Origin of the sequence: Blautia faecis (assembly GCF_020554845.1) — a bacterium.
Taxonomy (GTDB): domain Bacteria; phylum Bacillota; class Clostridia; order Lachnospirales; family Lachnospiraceae; genus Blautia_A; species Blautia_A faecis.
Genome location: NZ_JAJCIA010000055.1, coordinates 1 through 21,381, shown reverse-complemented (window position 1 = coordinate 21,381; position 21,381 = coordinate 1). Strand labels below are relative to the sequence as shown.

General features: G+C 36.1%; 25 protein-coding genes and 2 pseudogenes. 5 read left to right on the top strand and 22 right to left on the bottom strand.

What is annotated here, in order from left to right; genetic code table 11:
* Positions 1–44: 44 nt before the first annotated feature.
* Positions 45–224, top strand: coding sequence for a ribbon-helix-helix protein, CopG family (locus LIZ66_RS17395; protein ID WP_227201107.1), 180 nt, complete (start codon positions 45–47; stop codon positions 222–224).
* 6 nt (positions 225–230) lie between these two features.
* Positions 231–440 (top strand): annotated as a pseudogene (locus LIZ66_RS17390) (transposase domain-containing protein); the annotation flags it as partial.
* Between the two features lie 187 nt (positions 441–627).
* Here the strand turns inward: LIZ66_RS17390 and LIZ66_RS17385 are convergent.
* The 8 genes from LIZ66_RS17385 to LIZ66_RS17350 all read right to left on the bottom strand — a co-directional run bounded on the left by LIZ66_RS17385 (position 628) and on the right by LIZ66_RS17350 (position 9,263).
* The gene (locus LIZ66_RS17385) at positions 628–837 is read right to left on the bottom strand and encodes a hypothetical protein (protein ID WP_227201106.1); all 210 of its coding nucleotides are present in this window, start codon (positions 835–837) and stop codon (positions 628–630) included.
* A 67-nt stretch (positions 838–904) separates the two neighbouring features.
* Complete coding sequence (locus LIZ66_RS17380) at positions 905–2,437, bottom strand: hypothetical protein (RefSeq protein WP_227201105.1); 1,533 nt, start codon at positions 2,435–2,437, stop codon at positions 905–907.
* 54 nt (positions 2,438–2,491) lie between these two features.
* Positions 2,492–4,477: a S1 family peptidase gene (locus LIZ66_RS17375; protein WP_227201104.1), complete on the bottom strand. Its 1,986-nt coding sequence runs from the start codon at positions 4,475–4,477 to the stop codon at positions 2,492–2,494.
* Positions 4,458–5,570 carry a ComEC/Rec2 family competence protein gene (locus tag LIZ66_RS17370; protein ID WP_227201108.1) on the bottom strand — a complete coding sequence of 371 codons (1,113 nt, stop codon included), beginning with the start codon at positions 5,568–5,570 and terminating at the stop codon, positions 4,458–4,460. Before LIZ66_RS17370 ends, LIZ66_RS17375 begins: the two co-directional genes overlap by 20 nt.
* 189 nt (positions 5,571–5,759) lie before the next feature.
* Positions 5,760–6,722, bottom strand: a complete 963-nt coding sequence (locus tag LIZ66_RS17365) for a hypothetical protein (RefSeq protein ID WP_227201103.1) — start codon at positions 6,720–6,722, stop codon at positions 5,760–5,762.
* A gap of 870 nt (positions 6,723–7,592) precedes the next feature.
* Positions 7,593–7,769: a hypothetical protein gene (locus LIZ66_RS17360; protein ID WP_227201102.1), complete on the bottom strand. Its 177-nt coding sequence runs from the start codon at positions 7,767–7,769 to the stop codon at positions 7,593–7,595.
* Between the two features lie 231 nt (positions 7,770–8,000).
* Positions 8,001–8,924 carry a thioredoxin-disulfide reductase gene (gene trxB, locus LIZ66_RS17355; RefSeq protein WP_227201101.1) on the bottom strand — a complete coding sequence of 308 codons (924 nt, stop codon included), beginning with the start codon at positions 8,922–8,924 and terminating at the stop codon, positions 8,001–8,003.
* Between the two features lie 15 nt (positions 8,925–8,939).
* The gene (locus tag LIZ66_RS17350) at positions 8,940–9,263 is read right to left on the bottom strand and encodes a thioredoxin family protein (RefSeq protein WP_005330449.1); all 324 of its coding nucleotides are present in this window, start codon (positions 9,261–9,263) and stop codon (positions 8,940–8,942) included.
* A gap of 166 nt (positions 9,264–9,429) precedes the next feature.
* On the opposite strand from LIZ66_RS17350, the gene LIZ66_RS17345 reads away from it, so the two are divergent.
* The gene (locus LIZ66_RS17345) at positions 9,430–10,113 is read left to right on the top strand and encodes a Crp/Fnr family transcriptional regulator (protein WP_227201100.1); all 684 of its coding nucleotides are present in this window, start codon (positions 9,430–9,432) and stop codon (positions 10,111–10,113) included.
* Between the two features lie 120 nt (positions 10,114–10,233).
* On the opposite strand, the gene LIZ66_RS17340 is transcribed toward LIZ66_RS17345, so the two are convergent.
* The 6 genes from LIZ66_RS17340 to LIZ66_RS17315 all read right to left on the bottom strand — a co-directional run bounded on the left by LIZ66_RS17340 (position 10,234) and on the right by LIZ66_RS17315 (position 15,191).
* Entirely contained in the window at positions 10,234–11,925 is a 1,692-nt protein-coding gene (locus LIZ66_RS17340; protein WP_227201099.1) for an FAD-dependent oxidoreductase, read from the bottom strand.
* Position 11,926: 1 nt separating this feature from the next.
* Complete coding sequence (locus tag LIZ66_RS17335; RefSeq protein WP_005421613.1) at positions 11,927–12,247, bottom strand: rhodanese-like domain-containing protein; 321 nt, start codon at positions 12,245–12,247, stop codon at positions 11,927–11,929.
* A gap of 12 nt (positions 12,248–12,259) precedes the next feature.
* Positions 12,260–12,565: a thioredoxin gene (trxA, locus tag LIZ66_RS17330; RefSeq protein ID WP_005421612.1), complete on the bottom strand. Its 306-nt coding sequence runs from the start codon at positions 12,563–12,565 to the stop codon at positions 12,260–12,262.
* Positions 12,566–12,657: 92 nt separating this feature from the next.
* Entirely contained in the window at positions 12,658–13,404 is a 747-nt protein-coding gene (locus LIZ66_RS17325; protein ID WP_173716729.1) for an SDR family NAD(P)-dependent oxidoreductase, read from the bottom strand.
* A 167-nt stretch (positions 13,405–13,571) separates the two neighbouring features.
* Positions 13,572–14,330, bottom strand: a complete 759-nt coding sequence (locus LIZ66_RS17320) for a sulfite exporter TauE/SafE family protein (protein ID WP_118583172.1) — start codon at positions 14,328–14,330, stop codon at positions 13,572–13,574.
* Positions 14,331–14,375: 45 nt separating this feature from the next.
* Positions 14,376–15,191, bottom strand: coding sequence for a GNAT family N-acetyltransferase (locus tag LIZ66_RS17315; protein ID WP_227201098.1), 816 nt, complete (start codon positions 15,189–15,191; stop codon positions 14,376–14,378).
* Between the two features lie 243 nt (positions 15,192–15,434).
* Between LIZ66_RS17315 and LIZ66_RS17310 the strand changes: the two genes are divergently transcribed.
* Both LIZ66_RS17310 and LIZ66_RS17305 read left to right on the top strand, forming a co-directional pair.
* A complete protein-coding gene (locus tag LIZ66_RS17310; RefSeq protein ID WP_148463575.1) occupies positions 15,435–16,523 on the top strand; it encodes a pyridoxal phosphate-dependent aminotransferase in 1,089 nt (362 codons plus the stop codon).
* Between the two features lie 103 nt (positions 16,524–16,626).
* Positions 16,627–17,022 (top strand): annotated as a pseudogene (locus LIZ66_RS17305) (transposase); the annotation flags it as partial.
* Positions 17,023–17,278: 256 nt separating this feature from the next.
* Here the strand turns inward: LIZ66_RS17305 and LIZ66_RS17300 are convergent.
* The 8 genes from LIZ66_RS17300 to LIZ66_RS17265 form a co-directional block, all read right to left on the bottom strand.
* Positions 17,279–17,437, bottom strand: a complete 159-nt coding sequence (locus LIZ66_RS17300) for a rubredoxin (protein ID WP_005339874.1) — start codon at positions 17,435–17,437, stop codon at positions 17,279–17,281.
* 75 nt (positions 17,438–17,512) lie between these two features.
* Complete coding sequence (gene yaaA / locus LIZ66_RS17295) at positions 17,513–18,259, bottom strand: peroxide stress protein YaaA (RefSeq protein WP_227201097.1); 747 nt, start codon at positions 18,257–18,259, stop codon at positions 17,513–17,515.
* A complete protein-coding gene (gene bcp / locus LIZ66_RS17290) occupies positions 18,259–18,714 on the bottom strand; it encodes a thioredoxin-dependent thiol peroxidase (protein ID WP_055060581.1) in 456 nt (151 codons plus the stop codon). The genes yaaA and bcp overlap by 1 nt, the downstream gene beginning before the upstream one ends.
* Positions 18,715–18,717: 3 nt before the next feature.
* Positions 18,718–18,930, bottom strand: a complete 213-nt coding sequence (locus LIZ66_RS17285; RefSeq protein ID WP_005421604.1) for a DUF6219 family protein — start codon at positions 18,928–18,930, stop codon at positions 18,718–18,720.
* Positions 18,931–19,109: 179 nt separating this feature from the next.
* Positions 19,110–19,388 (bottom strand): hypothetical protein, encoded by a 279-nt coding sequence (locus LIZ66_RS17280; protein WP_195380031.1) that lies wholly within the window; start codon positions 19,386–19,388, stop codon positions 19,110–19,112.
* 228 nt (positions 19,389–19,616) lie between these two features.
* Positions 19,617–20,051 carry a bacteriohemerythrin gene (locus LIZ66_RS17275; RefSeq protein ID WP_019161195.1) on the bottom strand — a complete coding sequence of 145 codons (435 nt, stop codon included), beginning with the start codon at positions 20,049–20,051 and terminating at the stop codon, positions 19,617–19,619.
* 76 nt (positions 20,052–20,127) lie between these two features.
* The gene (gene rd / locus LIZ66_RS17270) at positions 20,128–20,292 is read right to left on the bottom strand and encodes a rubredoxin (RefSeq protein WP_148463579.1); all 165 of its coding nucleotides are present in this window, start codon (positions 20,290–20,292) and stop codon (positions 20,128–20,130) included.
* A gap of 276 nt (positions 20,293–20,568) precedes the next feature.
* Positions 20,569–20,940 carry a hypothetical protein gene (locus tag LIZ66_RS17265; protein WP_148463580.1) on the bottom strand — a complete coding sequence of 124 codons (372 nt, stop codon included), beginning with the start codon at positions 20,938–20,940 and terminating at the stop codon, positions 20,569–20,571.
* Positions 20,941–21,381 lie beyond the last annotated feature (441 nt).

The window sequence follows — 21,381 nt, the reverse complement described above, 5'->3', positions numbered from 1 at the left end:
ATTGAAGAACGCAAAGCTGACTACGAAGAGAAAGGATGATTCAAATGCCTAGACCGAAAAAAGACAACTATCCATTGTCGCTGAGAATAGATAAAACTGTGTACGAACGACTTACCCAATATTGCGAAGATTCCGGGCAGACCAAAACTCTGGCTATTGAGCGGGCTTTGATGGCGTATATAGATGAGTATTATAGGCAGCAGGAGAAACTGGAGCATATATAAGAGGAATCCGAAACAGCGAAGGCAAACCAACTGAAGCCACATGAGTATTTTGAATATCTGCTGACAGAGATACCAAAACATATGGATGATAAAAATAGCAATTTTCTGGAAGAGCTTCTACCTTGGTCAGAAACACTTCCAGAAAATATACGAAAGCCATGGTCCAAGTCTTTACCAGAACATATCGGGAAGCCCAAGAAAACAGCTGAAAAATGATATGGCCGCTGAAAGCGGTCTAATATTTTTCAAGGTACTCAGGTTCTATCGTTTACTCTTTTCCTTTTGGGATATGTTATTCAACTACTATTCTGTATAAACTAAGGGTGAAAAGCCTAAATTTTAAGCTAGTCACCCTTACTATCATACAAGAATATTATCTACAGAATTTTTTTTATAATGAATACTATTTCATTACGCATAAACTTTCATCAATCCATTTCTGGACCTCTTTTTCGTTCACCTTAACCAGACGGGCAATCATTTTTACGTCCATGCCCTCTTCTGCCATGGAAAGGGCTGTTTCTTTTGCTTTTTTGAGTTCGCTTTTCTCTATACCGCGCTTCTCGCCACTTTCCATTCCCTCACTATAAATTTTCTCCATTTCGTGGCACATAAGCGGTGGCCCCTTTCTGTGTCTCTTTCAATTCATGTACCCTTTTCCCGACAATTCATTTACATATTTACAGTTCAGGAAGTAACCAACAATTTTTTACTTCAGCAAATTCATTTTCTGCTTTCTCACCAGTGCATATATTTTTCCATTCTTCTACTTCAGGGCAATGTTGGCCTTCCGAAAATGTATCTTCATAACAATATACCAAGAAAGCAAGAGTAGCACATTGTTTTCTTATTTTAATGTTCTCTTTAAACTCTCTTTGCGTCATAGTTTGAAAATTGGTTCGCGTATATTTTTCTACTAACCTAAGTACTTGTGAAACCCTGTCCTTGATTTTTGATGGAAAAAGAGAATCTGCTCGGTAAAAAGTATTATGTATAATCATCAAGAAATATTCCAATCCGGGTTCTTTTCGTGCTTTAATTAAATTAAGTAATTCCAGCAGGGTGTTTTCTTTTAATTGCTGATCCATAATTGTTTCCAGACACTTTTCAACTGCCATTGTAGCTGAAAATACCATATCTGATTCAGTTTCATACATTAGTTCCAACATTTCTTTTATAAAGTCTGGAATTTTTTCATCTGCAAGAAACATTGCTTCTACTTCCCATGAATAAATTCCTTCATCGTAGAATTCTTTTAGCAGGGTACAAAGTTTATTGGACTGAACCGGATTAGTTCCTTTCCAACCATTTCTGCCAAAAGATGCAATCGCACGAATCATCATTTTCATGTGCCATTTTGAAAAAGTAAATTGAAAATCAAATTTGCTTTCTTTCCAGTATTTTACCATATCTGAACAACAGCCGATAAACAGTTCCAAAAACCATTCTTTTTCTTCTGCAGACCATTTATCTACATAATACCTATTCCAAATCTCCAATTGTTCCCAATATGATATTTCTTTAAAATTCCTGCCTCTTATATCCTCTTTCCATTTTGAAGATACTTTTTCATTGATAAAAACCTTTTTTATTCTCTCTAAGGGCGCTATTTCTTCTGGATGTGGCCATTTCATAAATACAAAAAAATAATATTGCTCTAGATCTGGCAACTGCGTATCTTCATTAAGCTCACTCCATAATAATTCTCCAAAAGTAACTTCTTGTTCTTTAGTTAATTTTCCCCATGTATATAACTGCCCCATTCTGGCCAATACTGAGGTTCGATTTATTTTCTGTTGTTTTCCTATATCAAATATTGTTTTAATAACTTTAGGTTCAAGATGAGCTTTTCTATACAATGGATTTGATAATTCATACTCTGTAAACACATCAAAAGGATCAAGCTGTACTACTCCAAGTATATTTTCTCTCTTTTTCATTGAGCAAGTTAATAATGCATTTATTTTAGTCCTTTTAATATAATCTGCAGTTTGATTCATAACAGAGGAAATGAATTGATTTAACAATCTTTGATCTTTCACAACATTTTCTCCGATCAATCGGATCATCAAGTCTATCATTTTTCCCTGCTGCACAGAATCTAATACAGCACACATTCTTTCTAAAATAGGAATTCCGGATGCTACAATAGAGGTATAAATATTTTGGTCATACCATGGATCATATTTCTGAAAATTTCCTATATTATTCATTATCGCATTATATACATATTCAAAAAGTCTATCGGTTTCCTCTCTGTGCTCGGATCATAAATATTCCCTTGTAATACATTTTTTAATTATATTGGTTTTTCCAAGACGCAATAAAAGCTGCCATGTATATTGAGGATAGTAAGATAACAAGCTTTTTACTAAAATATCCTGCTGATTATTCAGTAAACTTTTACTTCGAAGATATAATGGAAATCCACTATATTCAATGCTTTTAAAAACAGAATATGCCTCCCAACAATTGTTCTCAGATCTAACCAAAGTAATGGATTCCCGATTTAACTCAAATTCCGGTTCTGGAGATTCTTTTTTTAACCAGGTTAATGCACCGTCTGTAAACAGAATTTTTTCTTTATCCCAGTTATAATACTTTTTATATTTAGAAATCTCATTATTAATTTCATTGCATTTTTTTCTGGTTTCTTCCTTATATGGATTCATACAAAATAGTAAATGTTCTTTTAAATACAATGCACATACCAGCAGAGACTTCAAATATACGTTTTGGGGGCTGCTCTCTGCTATTTCATTATTATTCTTTTGTATATCGTTGGTAAGTTCTTCTACTGCTTTCAGTGCTTCCTCATTAAGACCACATTCAGTCATTACGCCAATGAATCTTAAGCGTACCTCATAAGGCATTTCTTCTAAAGAGCATGATACCAGTTCTAGCTGAACTTTTTCCAGATCCATTTTGAATAAATTCATAAGAATTTCTTCAAGTTTCAAATAATATTTGCCATCAACTATAAAATTTGTGCAAGGTTTAAGCAGGTCACAAATGCTGTTCCACTTTTCTTCATCCATATTTTGTCTATAGTTTTCAAGTAAATATAACCCTACTGTAAACCATTTATTCTTGTTTTTTTCTTTCCAATCCGAGTGAGAATTTAAAGTATCCCATATTTTATATAAGTTATTCTCAATATTTTTATCTAAAGGCAAACAAGATTTTTTATATCTCCTTGTATATTCATAAGCAAAATCCAGTAATTCATTACAGTAGTCAAAATTAGATTCTAATTCTTTTTCGCTACATTGTAAAAGTTCTTTTCCATTGGTATAACTTTTTACCTGTTGCCTGAAATCTGCTGGAACTATAAGCCATCCGGGATACTGCTCAAATTCTTCAGCCCATTTCTTGGTTAACTCTTTTCTTTCGTTTCTATGTTTATTCGAATTTCCCAATAAACCTTCTACACTTGTATATTTAATATTCCAACTAAGTTTTTTACAATCAGGATTTGCCGTTTCTTCCGAAAATTTTGTGTCTTCCGTTTCAGCTTTCGAATTTGTGGAAATAGCAATGTTTTCATATTGCTTATTTTTAAAATATGCATTTTGATTTATACCATCTCGAAAATCTGTTATTCTTGCTTTTTCAAAATGATCGCCTAATGCTTTTTCTCTATTCTGTATTTGAAGATTATATTTTTTGCAGAATGCTAACTGATTTTTTAGACTAATTCCTAACAATGCATTTGCTTTACCACTTTCATTAAGTTGACTTTTGATTACTCCGACAACATAATTATAGGTATCGGCTATTAGGGCTCCGGAAAAGCCACGATAATCTATAGCTTTGGAATTTTGTATATCTAAAATCATATTTTCAGAAATACCATCATTTAAAAAATTGCTATTTTGTAGTTTAATCCATCTTTTCTTGCGCTCATAGCTTTTTCCAAACCCAATTGCTTTTAAGCCTTCAAACATACAGATATCTGCATATGCAAGACAAAGTGTTGGAACATTAATTTTTTCTTCGCAATGTAGCACAACTAATTCATCAAAACGATTATCAAATAGTTTATCTACAATTACATTAATCTTTTTTTCTTCGTTATTGATGTAAACTAATAACACCGCATTTGTTTCATATTTTTTTTCTTTGTTATTATAAAGACAATGTTTCACAGTTATTGCTGTGTTTTCATTTATTAAAAATGCAGTACCGTAATTTTCACCGCATTTTATTTGAAACGTAGTATTGTCTAATTCTTTATCTGTTATAACTTTCATCTAACTCTCCTAATCCAGTAAGCAAGCTAACGTTGTAATTTTTTATCAATTTAGTGTTATCTTCCGTGTGCTTTATTATATTTGCAATTACTGATTTTCCTGGATGCCCATACCGTTTCCCATCTGTAGATAACAAATAATATTTTACCTTTGTATTTTTTATAAATTCCAAGGAAATATTTTTTATCGAACCATGGTGCGGAAGCTTTATAAGGTCAAACTCCTTTGGAAGTTCTTTTTCAAATAGTTGAATTGGGCTATCTCCGGGAAATAGCATTTTTAAATTTTTATATTCAAGTAATAATGAAATTGATGAACAGTTTGTTGTTTTTGAATCCATTTCCGCTTCTTTATTTTCGGTATATTCATCTAACCAATTCGATGATTCATCTGAATATGAAATTTCCTCTTGCTCTATTTCTACATCAATTTCATTATTTAGAAAGAATCCCTCAAAAGCAGCATCAAATAATGATGCCTTTGTAATTTCAATATTTTTGTGACATTTTTCATTCAGATAATGAAGCCAATTTTCTTTCATTTCGTTTAAAATTTCAATGGTTGGATTTAATATTTTGATTTTTAAATCTCCAAACAAAATAGTTTGTTCGTTGCATACAAGACTGTTTGGGGTTGAAATATTCCAACGATAGTCTCCAGACTGAATTAATTGGGCTAGATGACAACCGCTAATATAACTTATATCTTGACTTCCATTTTCATAATCAAGGTTAATTTCAGATGGAGACATACTTTCTAAAATATTTTCCAAGGAAAAAGTCATTGTCTGTTCTGATTTCCGTGCAGCAATGCATTGATCCAATCCATTAAACCAGATCTCGTCAATTCCTATAATCTGGGGATCTTTAGCGTCCCCATTTTCTCGCAATAACGCTTTGATTCCATTTATATGATCATTATCTATATGTGTGACTACGATTAGATTTAATCGTTTTCCTTCAGCGGCCAGATTGCGCAAAAATTTTTTTAAGTATTTTTGATAGGTTTTGGCATAACCTCCATCAATCAACATTCTAAAATCGGAATCTGGAAATTCCAAATATATACAGTCTCCTGAGGCCGCAGGGAGCATTTGTATGGTAACTCCGTTTATTTCCATTGTAGTCCTTTCCATTTTTGTCATAAATTTAGGATACTTTCCTAAAAATTTTCGTTAGGAATAATCTTCTAGTTTTAGAAAAAGGGCAAGCCTAAATAGACCTGCCCAATCAATATTTTATTTCAGCGTATACAATTTCTACTAATGTACTTCTAAATATGATTATAATCTATATTCTTTATAAAGCTCCTCACGATACTCTTCATCCTCAGAGGCCTTCTCTGCATCCGAATAACGTTTGTTCTTCAGAAGAATATTCATAAGCGTTCCTAAACGGTTTTCACCCTTTTTTTCGCCTTTTTTTTCGCCTTTTTTTATACCATTTTCCTCGGCATAGGAAATCATACTTAACATATCAGCCACCTCCTTTTGTCGGACCGGTTTATCAGAGTCCGGAATATATGATAATACTTTTTCCTGATTCCCAGAAAACAATCCATATAAAAAATCAACGAGTCCTTTTTGATCTTGATTTTCTCCGCCAAGTCTTACGATGATTATTTCTATAAGGTCTGCTTCGGCAGTATTAATCTTGATATCTGTTTTTTGAAAACCTTCGTTCTTGTAATTCTGTATTTTGTAATAAGATATAGTATTCTGCAGCTTTTGGGGTATACCTTCAAGGCATATCCAAATGCTATATACTTTCTCCAGGTATTTATATGCAACTCCATTCTTGCCGATCTTATCTATCTGCGCTGACAGCTTACGGCAACCATAGTATATGCCTCTTTTTATAACTGGATAACCAAGATCATATTCTTTCTGAAGTTCAAAGTCAATATGAAGGTTTACCAGAATATTATCTTGGGAATTTGGAAGCAGCGAACGGAATAAAACATCGAAAGTTGCTGGTGGCTCACCTGTAGCATTGGTTTCTGTTCTTTCTCCACGGATGGTTTGAGCCATATCCTCTTCCACTAATGCAGTTCCTGTCTGGATGGTATCGCCTTCGATACAGTCCATGATTTCCTCTAATGAGCAGTCTTTATATTCTGCTACCGTGTACTTTAAAATATTTCCCATAATTGGTTTGTATGAGAATATATTTTTGGCAGATTTATCTTCTGATTCTTTTCCTTCTATGGAATCCATTGTTGCAGAAATACTGTCTTTTACGTTCATGAATTTCTCCTGACATTAGAAGTTATATTTGTATAACAATCATACAACAGAGCAAAAATTTCGTCAAATGTTTCTTCAGTTCAAACAATAATAAAAAAGCCTTTGCAGGCTCTTTTTGACATACATATTGGTTTTTGTTCAATTTGTACATTCCCATTTATTATGTCCATTTTAAACCATTAGTACACCATTTTTTCATCAAGATACGATAGATTACGACAAAATACGATAAGTACAAAATTCCCCAAAGCCGCACAAATACTATATTTCCGGGCTTTTCTGCCTTTTTATATGATAAAGCAATCTTTTGTTTATTTTTAAATCTTTAGGTGAAAATTTCATGGCTGAAGTCACGGGAATTCGTTACTAAAGTTAGCAATTTGTATATTTCCATTTATTGTGTCCATCTTAAGCCATTACTACACCATTTACTACACCATTTTTTCATCAAGATACGATAAATTACGATAAGATACGATAGGTACAAAATTTCCCAAAGCCGCACAAATACTGTATTTCCGGGCTTTTCCGCCTTTCTGTATGATAAGTTCATTATTTGTTAAGAATTTGTTTTTAAATGACGTATTGATTTATTTGGTTTTTTTATATTTTATTGTGCAAATCAGCTCCGTATTCTACCGCTACGCTTCATTTTTTAGCTTTATTACATGAAAATTCTTCTGTATAAGTATATGAATACGCATAATTTTCATAATTTTCGCACATTTAAAGATAAAAATTTCACAATTTCTTTTTATATGTAAAAAAATATAACAACCCACTTTTTTTTGCATATTTATATGAGAAGCGTATTGTTTTCAATAGTTTTCAATAGTCTTCACAGCTGATTTTTGTTTATTTACACCACTTTTACACCATTTTATTTTCCTCCAAATCATCCCAAGGTTTCAGACCCATTTCCTCCCAGGTGATACCATACGGTGCACCTCCGGAGGTATAACCGGCAATAAAGAAAAATCGGTCATCTTGCAAGATCTCTTCTTTAGCCAGATTATCTCTTGTTTCTTTTTTCAGTTTTGCTCTCATCTGTTGTTTCTTTTATTTCGCAACAGCTGCTTTTTCTTCCGGTGTTTTCTTATGTTTTTTTGTCATAAGTATTTCTAGTGTAATTCCATTCTGAATGCCTTCTTTCATCAGCATAATCATTGTATCAGGATAAAGTTCACAAAGTATCCGCAATACGTTCCCATAAGTTCATGTCATTATTGAAATCGTACATATTTCAGTATAAAAAGTTCACTATTCAAATTCTGATTATTATTTCTCCATATACTCTTCTGCCATATGTACTGCCATAGCACCATCTGCCACTGCTGTTACTATCTGACGAAGTAACTTTGTTCTGACATCACCTACAGCATAAACACCCGGAATACTCGTTTCAGTGTTTTCACCTGCCACAATATATCCTTTATTATCCAGTTCTATCTGATTATCTAAAAAATCTGTTGTCGGTTTTCTTCCTATACTCACAAACAGGCCGTCACATTCTATAATGCTTTCTTCTCCTGTAACTGTATCTTTCAACCGCACACCAGTCAATCGTTCTCCATAAATCAGTTCATTTACTGTATTATTCCATCGAAACTCTATATTTTCAGTTTTCATCAGCTGGTCATGGTAGATTTTCGTTGCACGTAATGTATCTCTACGATGAACAATGATGACTTTCTTAGCAATTCGACTTAAAAGAGCAGCATCTGATACAGCAGAATTTCCACCACCAACAACCACCACGATCTTATCTTTATAAAACATACCATCACAGGAGGCACAATAAGCAACCCCATGACCTATCAATTCTTTTTCTTTAGCGAGACCAAGTTCTCTTGGATTTGCTCCAGTAGCAATCACTACTGTTTTCCCAATATAAATTCCCGAACTAGTTTCTACTCTCTTAAGCTTTCCTGTTAAATCCATATTAAAAACTTCAGCATATTCACTTTTAGCGCCAAATTTTTCCGCCTGTTTTTGCATTTTCTCTGCTAATGAAAATCCGTCAATTCCATTTTCAAAACCAGGATAGTTATCAATCTGCCAGGTCAATGACATCTGACCACCTGCAGATAATTTTTCTAAAACAATTGTATCAAATCCTGCTCTGGCTGCGTATAATGCTGAAGTATACCCTCCAGGTCCTCCCCCCACGATAATCATATCGTAAACATGATTTTCATTCATACAGCAGTCCTCCTTTTATTTTTCCAATGCTTCATTAATAAAATTCTCTATCATTATTTTTGATTCAGGTGCAACAATAGAATCTATTGCCTTTCCATCTCGATATAAAACCAGCGTAGGAATTATCTCAATCTTTTCAGCTTCTGCAATCTGTGGTTCTTCATCAATATTTACTTTTCCAGCAATAAGAATATCGCTGTATTCTTCACTTATTTTTTCATAAGCCGCTCCAATTCTACGGCAATAACCACACCAAGGTGCCCAGAAATCAACCAGAACCGGTTTTTCCTTATGAATTAATTGTCCAAACTTTTCTTTATTTATATTTATAGATGTCATATTTTTCAACTCCTTCTCCTATTTGAACTTAATATACCCCAAATAAGTGCTTGCTTCCGTGATGATATCACAGAAAAGATAATTTACTTTATTACACTTCTTTTTATTTCTATTTATGGCATATGCCAGTTATATAATTGACGCATCTAAAAAAAGCAAGTATACTATGTTCGTAAAGGAGATAACGGTTATGAACTTCGAAAATTGTTTTCCACTATGGAATGACTTAAATACAACACAGAAAAAAATAATTTCAGACAATTTAATCACACAGTATGTAAAAAAAGGGACAATCATTCACAATGGAAACCTGGATTGCACTGGATTATTACTGGTTAAATCCGGGCAGCTTCGAACCTACATACTTTCAGATGAAGGACGAGAGATTACACTTTACCGTCTGTTCGATATGGATATGTGTCTTTTATCCGCCTCATGTATCATACGCTCCATTCAATTTGAAGTAACCATTGAAGCAGAAAAAGATACTGATCTTTGGATCATCCCTGCTGAAATCTATAAGAGCATTATGAAGGAATCTGCTCCCGTCGCAAACTATACCAATGAGTTAATAGCCACCCGTTTTTCTGATGTCATGTGGCTGATTGAACAAATCATGTGGAAGAGTTTGGATAAGCGTGTTGCTTCATTTCTTTTAGAAGAGACCTCTATCGAAGGAACAAACGAGCTGAAAATCACTCATGAGACGATTGCTAATCATCTTGGTTCCCACAGGGAAGTTATCACTCGAATGCTTCGATACTTTCAAGGCGAGGGTCTCGTCAAACTCTCCCGCGGCAAAATCACAATCCTTGATCCAAAAAGACTGGAAACACTCCAAAGGTCATAAAATTGTTTTTCTGTAACATATAAAGAAGAATCCTCCATTTATCAGAATTATGAAAGTCATTCTAATAAATGGGGGATCTTTTTATATTACGAGAAAATTATAAAAATATTATGATTATTTTTAATAATCCATACCACATGCATATGCCTTTTCAATCAGCGCACGGTCATTGACAACTGCATCATAGAAGCGGAATCCGCCGGAGAAGTTGTATGTTTCATATCCATTTCCTTCCAGAATACGACTGGCAATATAACTTCGCAGCCCACTCTGGCATATCAGGTAAACAGGCTTTCCCTTCTCAATTTCATTGATACGTTCCCTTAGTTCATCTACAGGAATGTTTTTGAATCCATTCATATGCCCCCTGTTAAATTCACCTACAGTTCTCACATCCAGCAACACAACACTTTTATCTCTAGAAATCTTATCTATATCTTCCAGATGCCATTGTTTTAAGGTACCTTTTGCTATATTGTCTATCATGAATCCTGCCATATTTACAGGATCCTTGGCAGAGGAATAAGGCGGTGCATATGCGAGATCCAAATCCTTCAGCTGGGTTGCCTTCAGCCCTGCATGGATTGCTGTTGCCAGCACATCAATACGTTTATCAACTCCTTCATATCCAATAATCTGAGCACCAAGCAAACGATAGGTCTCTTTTTCAAAAACCACCTTCATGGTCATCACTTTTCCACCAGGATAGTAACCGGCATGACTCATAGGAGAAAGAATTACTGTATCTACCTCTAATCCTGACTTTTTGGCATTGGTTTCATTGATACCTGTAGTGGCTGCTGTCATATCAAACACTTTTATAACGGAGCTTCCCTGACTGCCCAGGTAACGACTATCACCGCCACAAATATTATCAGCGATGATTCTGCCCTGTTTATTGGCTGGTCCAGCCAAAGAAATCAGCGCATCATTACCCGTAACATAATGTTTTACCTGAACTGCATCACCTGCAGCATAAATATCCGGTACAGAGGTTTCCATTCTGTCATTCACTATAATACTTTCCTTGATGCCAAGTTCCAGACCGGCTTCTTTTGCTAATACTGTGTCTGGTGTGACTCCGATTGCCAGAACTACCATATCAGCCTGAAGGGATGGATTATCTTTCAACAGGACCTCCACTCCGTTGTCTTTTTCTTTAAATCCTTCTACTGTATAGCCCAGTACCAGTTTTATCCCATGCTTTCTCATTTCATTATGGATCATGGATGCCATATCCGGGTCAAAAGGGTTCATCAGCTGCTTAGGCCGCTGGACAATCGTAACATCCATGCCAAGCTCCCTCAAATTTTCTGCCAGTTCCAGACCAATAAAACCGCCACCTGCCAATACAGCCGATTTTGGATGATTCTTATTTATATATTCCTTTATCCGAAAAGTGTCTTCTACAGTACGAAGTGTAAAAAGTTTATCAATACCTACTCCGGGAAGTCTCGGCTGTGTTGGCTTTGCACCTGGAGAGAGGATCAGCTTATCATATTTTTCTTCAAATATCTCACCATTCTCTAAATTTTTCACTGAAACCGTTTTACGTTCCGGATGTATGGAGATAACTTCATGATGAATTTTCATGTTAATACGGAAGCGTTTAAAAAAACTCTCTGGTGTCTGTAGTGTAAGTTCTTCCGGGTCTATGATCACGTCTCCAATATAATATGGAAGTCCACAATTTGCATAGGATATGTATCCGGATCTTTCAAACACAGTAATTTCAGCATGTTCATTCAGTCTGCGTATTCTTGCTGCGGCTGTAGCTCCTCCGGCTACACCTCCTACAATTATTACCTTCATCTTATTTTTCCACCTTTCCTGAGTAAGCTGCAATGCCACCGATATTATTTACTTTAGAATATCCCATTCGTTGCAGTATCCCAGTTGCCTGGCGGCTTCGTGAACCGGAATAACAGTATACAAACAGTGGGATATCCTTATTCTTCGCTACAGAAGCAATATTGTCAAGTTGCTGCAACGGCACATTTTTACTTTCTGGTATATGTCCTTCCTGATATTCCTGCGGTGTACGTACATCCAGCAGAACTGCATCATCAGTCCTTTTATATTCTTCTATGCCTTGATTAATATTCGACTGTTTAAAGAGATCAAAAAATCCCATTAGCACACCTCCCTAAAGCATTTCTAAAATCGCATTCTTAGGTCTCGCCCCTGAAACCTGCTGTACAATCTTCCCATTCTTCATAACCACTAAAGTCGGAATGCTCATAATACTGAACTTATTTGCCAGTTCAGGCTCTTCATCTACATTAATCTTTCCAACTTTAATATCTCTACGCTCACTTGCAATCTCCTCTACAATAGGTACTACCATGCGGCAAGGCGCACACCAAGATGCCCAAAAATCTAAAAGAACGGGTTTATCGGAATTCAGTACTTCGTTCTGAAAATTATTTTTATTGATATTAATAGCAGACATTTTACAGTCCTCCTTATCTTTTTCTTTTTGTAGATTTATTATAGTCTTAATTTCATTTATTTTCCGTGATTACATCACCATACCTCATTAACTTAACTTCTTGCCATACCATCTACACTTAATATAACACCTGTAATGTAACTCGCCTCATCTGAAGCAAGAAACACAAACGCATTGGCAATATCTTCTGGCTGTCCAAGACGACGCAATGGAATTCTTTCAATCATAGGTTCGATAACTTCCTTTGGCACGGCCTTCATCATATCAGTTTCTGTAATCCCAGGTGCAACAGCATTAACACGAATACCTTTAGGTCCTAGTTCTCTTGCTAATGATACAGTCAATCCGTTTACTGCAAACTTCGATGCCGGATAAGCAAACCCACTTGGCTGTCCCGAAATACTCACCATGGAAGAAGTTGAGAGAATGACCCCCTTGCCTCTTGCCACCATACATTCTGCTGCTACACGAGTAGTATTAAATACTCCTTTTACATTTAGATCCATGACTTTATCAAAAGTCTCCTCTGTATAATCCATAAATGAGGTGTTTTCTGAAATCCCTGCATTATTTACCAGTATGTCGACACATCCATATTTTTCAGTTGCCTCTTTAAAAGCCTTTCTGACAGACTCCATGCTTGCCAGATTTGGACTAATTCCAGCAACTATTGCATTGGGATATTTTTCTTTTAATTTATCTACAGCAACATCTGCCGATTCCTGTGAACTTGCTGCCAACACAACTGAAGCACCTTCCTTCAAGAATTTATCAGATGTAGCAAATCCTATACCACGGCTTCCACCCGTAATGATTGCAACTTTATCTTTTAATCTCATTTAGACTACCTCCTTACTTTGTTTGTAGTTACATTATAAGCAAAAGGTAAATCATTTTCTGTGATATCATCACAAACTATCGCAATAAAAAACCCTGTTGCTCACACGCACCAGGGTTTCAGACTGTAGACAAAGGGGGATGTGAAATAAGTCCCCTTTTGTGTGTTTCAAATCAGTTCTGTTAATACTTTAATGAAGAAAATCACGATCACCACAATCATAACCGGTTTTACGATCTTGTGACCGTTTGAAGTAAAGCTATGACTTCCAAGATAATTCCCTGCCATGTTACAAACTCCTGCTGCAATTCCCAGTGGCAAAAGCACTTTGCCATTGATCAGAAATACGACAAGTGCTGTGATATTGGTTGTCAGATTGATTGCCTTTGTGGCACCTGCTGCATCGTTTAATGTCATATGACAGAAACCGGTAAATAAAAGCATCAGAAATGTTCCTGTTCCCGGTCCGTAAATCCCATCATAAATACCAACTACAGCTGCAATCAGGATACTTTTAAAAATCAGCATTCCATTGATTACTTCTGTTGCATTTTCGTCTTTTCCTTTCAGTGCTTTGCTTCTCAGTACATAAAACAAAATGACCGGAAGCACAACCAGCATGGCGATCTTTAAAGCTTTCTCCGAAATCAGAAGAGCCAGATGAGATCCTATCCAGGATCCGGCAATTGCACCAAAAACTGCCGGAATACAGATTTTCCATTTCATAAAGCCTTTTTTCATGTAGTGAAAAGATGCCACGAAAGTTCCCATGGAGCTGCTCATTTTATTTGTTGCAATTGCAGTATGTACCGGCAGTCCCGCAATCATATATGCCGGAAGTGAGATCAGTCCGCCTCCTCCGGCAATCGAATCCACAAATCCTGCCAGAAATACAAAAAAACATACTACCAGATAAACTAAAACCACATTTTCTCCCACGTTCCCTGTCCTCAATTTCCTTTTGTATTTTTATTATTTTTTCATCGCAATCAATGTCGGGCGAAGAATCTGTACGTATTCTTCATACATTACTTCTCGCAGAAAATCTACATATTCCCAGAAAGTCAGCTCACCGTCCGGTGTAAGGATTTCAAAATCTGTATCATACACATTTACAAACAATCCCGTCTCCTGAAGTCCGTTCCGAAGATAAAAAGCCTTTCTTTTTTTGCGTTCTTCAGCATTTTCTGCTTTTTCATCCTGTGTTTCTATTTCAAAAATATATTTATGATTTTTGAACTTTTTAAGTAATGCCTCCAGTCCCCTGCTTCCATATCCGTAATTTCTTTTCTCCGGTACAATTGCATAATAATCCAGAAGCGCCCTATCCTGCTCCGCATCGATCAGATTGATTGCCAGTCCTACGAATTCATCTTCGTCAACCATTGCAAGCATCTCCATCTTTCCATCTGCTACCAGGTTTTCCATTACCTGCAGGGGCTTTTTCTCCTGTTCCGGAAATGCTTTGTCATACAGATCATAAAGCTGCCATTTATATTTTGCGCCTTCATCGGAAATGTTTACAAGTTTCATTTTTCTATTATTGATCATATCCGGCCAAGACAGAATTTCTCCGGCAATCTTTTCTTCATAATCGCCCCCAATATCCTCACTTCTGCCTGCCTCATAGATATTTGTCTCTGCACCCCAGACTCCATCGTGATATTCCCACACATGGAATTTCAGTCCGCGGAACATAAAATCCAGACTTCCGCATCCGTCTTCTTCGGTATATTCAAACCTGATATTTTTTTGATTCAATGCATCCTGTACTGTCTGCAATCTCATATTCATTCCCCCGTCTTGCATATTTATTAGTTATTGCTGTTCACAACAACACCTGTTTGTTACTGTTCACTCCGTTCACAGCAACTTGGTCAAAATCCATTCCAAAACACCTCGCGGAATACTGCCTGTGTTCACAGCAACACCTGTTTTTCTAGTATAACACATCTTCGGCGGTTGTCTATTGTAAAAAACGCTTCGATGATTTATTATAGTAAATAGCGAAATAATGAGGAGTGTAACCTTATGACTACAAAAATGGTTTTTCATGGAAGTGACATAGAAAAAATATGTGACTACTATCATTTAAATAAAGAAGATATCGTTAAATTCGGGGCAAATGTCAATCCTCTTGGCCTCTCCGCCTCTGTAAAAAAAGAAATTGCAGAAAATGTCGATCTTTTTTCTTCTTATCCGGACAGAGATTATGTATCTCTCAGAAATACGATCTCAGAATACTGCAGGATTCCCGCTGAATTTATTTTACCTGGAAATGGTTCCAGTGAACTGATCTCACTTCTGATTCAGGAACGTGCGCCGAAACACACCCTGATTCTCGGACCGACATATTCCGAATATTCCAGAGAACTTTCTTTCTCCGGAAGCACACAGGAATATTATCATCTGCGAGAAGAACGAAATTTCACTCTCGATGTAGAGGATCTGTGCAAAACTCTGGAAAACGGTTATGATTTCCTGATTCTCTGCAATCCGAATAATCCGACTTCCTCTGCGATCATGCAGGAAGATCTCCGCAAACTGATCGCATTCTGTGCAGATAAAGATATTTTTGTCATGATCGATGAAACTTACGTAGAGTTCGCACCAGATGTCGAAGAAATAACTGCAATTCCTCTGACCAGAGAATTTACCAATCTTATGGTACTGCGTGGTGTTTCTAAATTTTATGCTGCACCGGGCATGCGTCTCGGTTACGGAATTACCGGAAATATGGAATTTCTTTCCAAAATGCGAGAAAAACAGACGCCATGGTCACTGAACAGTCTTGGTGCCTTTGCCGGAGAGCTGATGCTCCGTGACCACGACTACATTCAGGAAACGCGTGATCTGATCCTCGATGAGCGTGACCGCATGGAGCAGGAACTTCAAAATATCCCTACTTTTAAAGTTTATCCTGCCTATGCCAATTTCATCTTATTAAAAATCCGCCGGGACGGTCTGACTTCCGCCGATGTCTTTGAGGCCTGCATCAAAAAAGGCCTGATGATCCGCGACTGTTCTTCCTTCCAGTGCCTGGACGGCGAATTTGTCCGCTTCTGCATCATGATGCACGACGATAATACAAAACTCTTAAACGTACTGAAGCAGCTGTAATCCAGCTGCTTCAGACTGTAGACAAAGCCCTGCTTTTGCAGGGTTTTGCTATTGTTGGAACCGCTTTTCTGATATAATAAATATCAGAAGGGCGGTGTTTTTTATGATGACGAAAAATGCAGATAAAAACAGAGAACAAATGATGATGTTTTCCATGGATGACATGGTACCTCAAAACCATATGCTGCGATTGATTGATAAAGCAATCAATTGGAATTTTATTTATGATCTGGTTGAAGAAAAATACTGTCCGGATAACGGCCGTCCCAGTATGGATCCCGTCATGCTGATAAAGATACCATTCATTCAGTATCTCTATGGGATAAAAAGCATGCGTCAGACCATGAAAGAGATCGAGGTAAACGTTGCATACCGCTGGTTTCTCGGACTAGACATGTTAGATCCAGTACCTCATTTCTCTACATTTGGAAAGAATTATACCCGCCGTTTCAAAGATACAGACCTTTTTGAGCATATCTTTTCAAAGATTCTGGAAAAAAGCACGGATGGAAATGAAAGCCGGGCTTACCTTTGCATGCATGAATCTGAAAAAACTGGCAAAGATCCTGGAAAAACGAGGTTGGAACACAGCCAGATTTTTGTTAATTTTGAAGAAAATAAAAAGAAAAGAAGTTTTAAAAGAAAAATGGTGCTGGGCATAACACCCAACACCAAGTTTGTCTACAGTCTGAAACCCTGTTGCTCACACGCACCAGGGTTTTTGTTTATCTAGCCGTATTTAAATAATCAGAATTTTATTCAACTTCTGAAAACTGATCTTTTCCAACATTACATAATGGGCATTCAAAATCTTCTGGAACGTCCTCCCACTTTGTTCCTGGTGCAATACCACCTTCAGGATAACCTTCCTCTTCATCATATTCCCATCCGCAAACGTCACATACATATTTCATTAGTTTGTTCCTCCTTCTATTATTATAATAATCAATATTACTGATTACCTTTTATTTAAAATAATCATTCAATCATCATTTTTTCCGTTCAAAAACATATTCTGCATCTGATGATAAATCAGAGCGGAATGAATAGCCTAGTCTATCAAATTTCTTAATATCCTCAGGATTTTCAATTCTGTTTTCAGCCATGAACCTAACCATTTCACCACGGGCCATCTTAGCATATGTACCTTTTGTCACCAGTTTATCTCCTGATAACTCACAAAATGTAATCGTAATGTATCTATCCTGTCGTGTCAGATATTTTTCTATGCACTTAGAGTATTCTTTCGATGCCAGATTGATTATAATCCTGCTGTTATCAATCACTGAGCGGTATAATAAATCTCCCCAGTACTCATACAGATTTTTTGTTTCTCCTATTCCAACCTTCGTCTGCATTTCCAAACGATAAGGCGTCACACCATCCCTTGGTTTTAACACACCATAAAATGCAGATATTATTCTCAAATGCTTTTGTACATACTCGAACTGACTGTCCTCAAACACGGATGGAGCCATATATTGAAAAGCAATTCCTTCATATGATAAGACAGCTGGGGTAAGTAAATGATAAAGATCCATGTTTTCCAATCTATTGAAGTTCTGTTCTGTAATTTTGTCATTACATTTCCAGATAGTCTTCAGTTCTTCTTTTGACTTACTTTTCAACCAACTTTGTATCTCTGTCGTCTTTTCAATAAATTCAGGCAATCCATCCGGCGCTATGCTGTCAGTATCTATAATCATCTTTTTAGCAGGGGATAATATTATCTTCATTAATCTAATTCCTTGAGCATATTTTCAGGATCATCTGCAGCCTTGACTTTATCATTTGCCTTTATAATAATCCCCTGTTCATCAATAAGATATGTGGTTCTTACTACTCCCATAGAGACTTTTCCATAATTTTTCTTTTCTTTCCATACATCATATGCTTCAATAACTTTCCGCTCTGGATCTGCTAAAAGTGTAAATGCCAATCCATATTTTTCCTCAAATCTCTTATGAGAGGATACAGAATCCTTACTGACTCCAAGAATAACTGCTCCTTTTTCGGTAAACTGAGGGTATCGCTCAGAAAACCCACATGCCTGTTTCGTGCATCCCGCTGTATTATCCTTGGGATAGAAATATAAAATCACTTTTTTTCCTGTATAATCCGATAATCTATGTATTTTCCCATTTTGATCTGGCAACTCAAAATCCGGTGCCTTAACCCCTACTTCCAACATTATTTATCCCTCCCTTTCTGTATCTTTCTCTTTATTCGCCTTTTTCTTCCTATTCCCGGTAATCATTTTATGACCTGTATATATCGCCATTACCATACATAACATAGAACTTAAAGCAAAGTATTTGTGACTTGATTTTTGCTTTTTATATCCAGTGTAAAAAGTCCCAAGCATTGTGATCAATGCTCCTACTGACCAATATTTATGTGCTTTCATGTAATTCCTCCATTTTTTCAGTGTATTCAATTCTAATTATACGCTACCATATTCCTATGTCAATTTGATAATAGAACATTCCTATAAAATTTTTCAAAATATCATTGTCAAAACTATGTATTGTTATCCTTTAATTTTTCTTTGAAATAATTGACAAAAAGCTTGCTTTCAGGAGATTACTATTTAATCTCTTTTCCATCTATATATAGTTGAAATTTATCAGGATTATTGACAACATCATAGTCCTTTCCGTATTCTACAGGTCTATATTCGGCCGTCATTACCGATTCCCCGTCTTCAATATCCTCTTTCCATAAATAGATGTTCATATCAATGCTCGTCGCATATCCTCTGTCTGTGGAGAATTTTGTCGAATGTAAAGAATCATCCTTGTACATCTGCAAAAGTTTTCTTGCAAACGCTTCTCTATCCTCAATATCTTCCCTATTTGCGACCACGGTTATATTTTCATCCCGATTTACAGAAAAAGTTCCAACTACATCTGGTTCGCCTTCTTTATGACTGGATTCAAATTTCCCATATAGTAGTAGTAAAATAATATGTCATGCCAGCGCAATATATTACCTAGAATATCGCTATAACAGGAAAGGGGCTGCATTATGACAGCCCCTAGTTTACTTCATCACGTTGTCTACATTCTGAGTGAACTCGTTCCCTGGTTTATTTTAGCATCGATCTGGATTTTGTTTCATAAAGATAAATTTTGCCACAGAGCGGTCGTATGTTTTAATGTGTCCAAACAGCCAGTCGATTACATTTTTCTGTACAAGTTCACTGAACCGATCTGTTGGTCCTTCATACTCCTGAAGGTATTCATACAGTTCCTGAATTGTCTTTTTAAACTCTTCATGTTTTTCATAATGTTTTTCACGCTCTGGATAACCGGCTTTTTCCTGAAGTGCTTCTTCTTCTTTAAAATGAAAGTCAGTATACTCGTTAAGATAATCCAGAAGTTTGATCGCCTTTACCTTGCTGTCGCCATTTTGACAGGCAATTACAAAGTTCTGAATACGGTCAATCAATTCTTTGTGCTGTGTATCGATTGTTTTATTTCCTGTTACTAAATTGTCATCAAAGGTAATGTTTAAATCGTAAGTCATAATTTGACCTCCATTTCTTTTATATGTTCTCTTAGGCTCTTTTAATGTCTGGCAGTTTCGTATCTGCATTTTCTGCTTAGTCTTCTACAGGAACGAAAACATCTTTTCCTAATCCGCAGATTGGGCATGTCCAGTCATCTGGAATATCCTCAAATGCAGTTCCTGGAGCGATACCTCCGTCTGGATCGCCTACTGCCGGATCATAAATATAGCCACATGGTTCACATTCATATTTTTTCATAGTCATTTTCCCTTTTCAATGTCGATTTATTTTTGTTACCAAGTTCCTAGCAATTTTTCTAACACTTTGTTTCTTGTATATCTGTATTATACATGATAATTATTCTTTTGTCAATAATAGTAATTATTATTATTTTTGTACTTAGCATAAACTGATATTTGAATTGCACATTTACATATTGTATATATTATGGGAATAGTTGAATAAAAAAATGAACTCTATTCATTAAAGACAGAGTTGCTGGAAATTACTTCTCTCCAACAACTTTCTTCGTCTTTAAGTCCTTGAAACACAATACTGTCCAATCAGATTCATCCAATTGTTATATTTATTCTTTTCACACACCTTTCGGCAAATTTCATTTTCCATCAATACACAGAACATCTTATCATAATCAAATGCCCAAACAGCACCATTCACATGGTTTTCCACTGCTTTCTGATCTATGTTCTTTAAACGTGTGACCATTTTTTCAATTTCTCCATTTCTCAAGTTACCGATATTTTTGCAGATAAACCGAAAGAAATTCAACGTTGCATATTCGTCATGCCAATGGAACTCTTCTGGATTGTTTTTAATTTTACTGGCTCGCTGCTGTTCTTTGATTATCTGATCAGCTACATCTTTCATCGAATCTTCGTATCTCATATTACTCACCTACTCTTCCTCAACGCCCAGTGACGGTCTAAATCTTTTATCCTTTGCCTGCGGTACCACGATCTCATGATTTTGATGGGAAGCAATTACTTACTACAACTTGCAGAAGCGGATATCCAAAAGGCATTGTGGGAGCTGCCTTTGCTGACCGAAATCCATCTTCTTATGTAAAACCTGCAGGAATATAAAGGGAAAGTGACTATCCCTGCCGATTAATAATCCAAATAATATCGTCTATACCTACAAGATTTTGATTATGCGATACAACGATCTTCCTTCCAATCAAGGTGGTGGTGGAAAACGGACCCAAAAACCAGGCTTTAATTTGAATACCAATATCTCAACAATGGAAATGGAAAAAATTGATGCAGAATACCTGGAGGCACAATTTAGGATCATAACAATGGAAGACGTGGAAGATTCCGATGACTA

Coding starts and splice junctions, on each gene's coding strand:
- LIZ66_RS17395 (WP_227201107.1), top strand. CDS start 45: ATGCCTAGACCGAAAAAAGACAACTATCCATTGTCGCTGAGAATAGAT.
- LIZ66_RS17385 (WP_227201106.1), bottom strand. CDS start 837: ATGTGCCACGAAATGGAGAAAATTTATAGTGAGGGAATGGAAAGTGGC.
- LIZ66_RS17380 (WP_227201105.1), bottom strand. CDS start 2,437: ATGAATAATATAGGAAATTTTCAGAAATATGATCCATGGTATGACCAA.
- LIZ66_RS17375 (WP_227201104.1), bottom strand. CDS start 4,477: ATGAAAGTTATAACAGATAAAGAATTAGACAATACTACGTTTCAAATA.
- LIZ66_RS17370 (WP_227201108.1), bottom strand. CDS start 5,570: ATGCTCCCTGCGGCCTCAGGAGACTGTATATATTTGGAATTTCCAGAT.
- LIZ66_RS17365 (WP_227201103.1), bottom strand. CDS start 6,722: ATGAACGTAAAAGACAGTATTTCTGCAACAATGGATTCCATAGAAGGA.
- LIZ66_RS17360 (WP_227201102.1), bottom strand. CDS start 7,769: ATGAGAGCAAAACTGAAAAAAGAAACAAGAGATAATCTGGCTAAAGAA.
- trxB (WP_227201101.1), bottom strand. CDS start 8,924: ATGAATGAAAATCATGTTTACGATATGATTATCGTGGGGGGAGGACCT.
- LIZ66_RS17350 (WP_005330449.1), bottom strand. CDS start 9,263: ATGACATCTATAAATATAAATAAAGAAAAGTTTGGACAATTAATTCAT.
- LIZ66_RS17345 (WP_227201100.1), top strand. CDS start 9,430: ATGTTCGTAAAGGAGATAACGGTTATGAACTTCGAAAATTGTTTTCCA.
- LIZ66_RS17340 (WP_227201099.1), bottom strand. CDS start 11,925: ATGAAGGTAATAATTGTAGGAGGTGTAGCCGGAGGAGCTACAGCCGCA.
- LIZ66_RS17335 (WP_005421613.1), bottom strand. CDS start 12,247: ATGGGATTTTTTGATCTCTTTAAACAGTCGAATATTAATCAAGGCATA.
- trxA (WP_005421612.1), bottom strand. CDS start 12,565: ATGTCTGCTATTAATATCAATAAAAATAATTTTCAGAACGAAGTACTG.
- LIZ66_RS17325 (WP_173716729.1), bottom strand. CDS start 13,404: ATGAGATTAAAAGATAAAGTTGCAATCATTACGGGTGGAAGCCGTGGT.
- LIZ66_RS17315 (WP_227201098.1), bottom strand. CDS start 15,191: ATGAGATTGCAGACAGTACAGGATGCATTGAATCAAAAAAATATCAGG.
- LIZ66_RS17310 (WP_148463575.1), top strand. CDS start 15,435: ATGACTACAAAAATGGTTTTTCATGGAAGTGACATAGAAAAAATATGT.
- LIZ66_RS17300 (WP_005339874.1), bottom strand. CDS start 17,437: ATGAAATATGTATGTGACGTTTGCGGATGGGAATATGATGAAGAGGAA.
- yaaA (WP_227201097.1), bottom strand. CDS start 18,259: ATGAAGATAATATTATCCCCTGCTAAAAAGATGATTATAGATACTGAC.
- bcp (WP_055060581.1), bottom strand. CDS start 18,714: ATGTTGGAAGTAGGGGTTAAGGCACCGGATTTTGAGTTGCCAGATCAA.
- LIZ66_RS17285 (WP_005421604.1), bottom strand. CDS start 18,930: ATGAAAGCACATAAATATTGGTCAGTAGGAGCATTGATCACAATGCTT.
- LIZ66_RS17275 (WP_019161195.1), bottom strand. CDS start 20,051: ATGACTTACGATTTAAACATTACCTTTGATGACAATTTAGTAACAGGA.
- rd (WP_148463579.1), bottom strand. CDS start 20,292: ATGAAAAAATATGAATGTGAACCATGTGGCTATATTTATGATCCGGCA.
- LIZ66_RS17265 (WP_148463580.1), bottom strand. CDS start 20,940: ATGAGATACGAAGATTCGATGAAAGATGTAGCTGATCAGATAATCAAA.